Raw genomic sequence first — 355 nt, forward strand, 5'->3', positions numbered from 1 at the left:
GAAGGAAAACCCCGGCGCGCAGCAGGCGGCGCCGGGGGTAAAGCGGGGATTAACGCAGGCCGAGCTGGAAGATCAGGGTTTCCGCCTGGCAGGCGAAGGTAAAATCGGCTTCCAATTGTACGCCGCCGTCAACCGGTTTAATGCTACTGCTGATGTCACAGGGATCGGATTCGACCGCGCGCGCCTTTTCGCTCAGGGCCGCCAGCATCGCCTCCGCATCTTGTTGATTGCTGAACACCTGGCTGTAGGATGCGGTGCAATCGGTGTTATCCATCACGGTGCCGACATCCACGCAGCAACACGCGGCGGTTTCCTGGGCGCTGCATTTATTAATTGCATCTGACATGGTTGGTTC

1 protein-coding gene is annotated in these 355 nt (G+C 58.9%); it reads right to left on the reverse strand.

All coding sequences use genetic code 11. The features are described from left to right. Positions 1 to 49: 49 nt before the first annotated feature. Positions 50 to 355 (reverse strand): YfcZ/YiiS family protein (locus tag KQX66_RS39055; RefSeq protein ID WP_216798440.1); only part of this gene is annotated, 306 nt, incomplete at its 5' end.

The sequence above is a fragment of the Paenibacillus oleatilyticus genome (assembly GCF_018998565.1).
Classification (GTDB): domain Bacteria; phylum Bacillota; class Bacilli; order Paenibacillales; family NBRC-103111; genus Paenibacillus_G; species Paenibacillus_G oleatilyticus.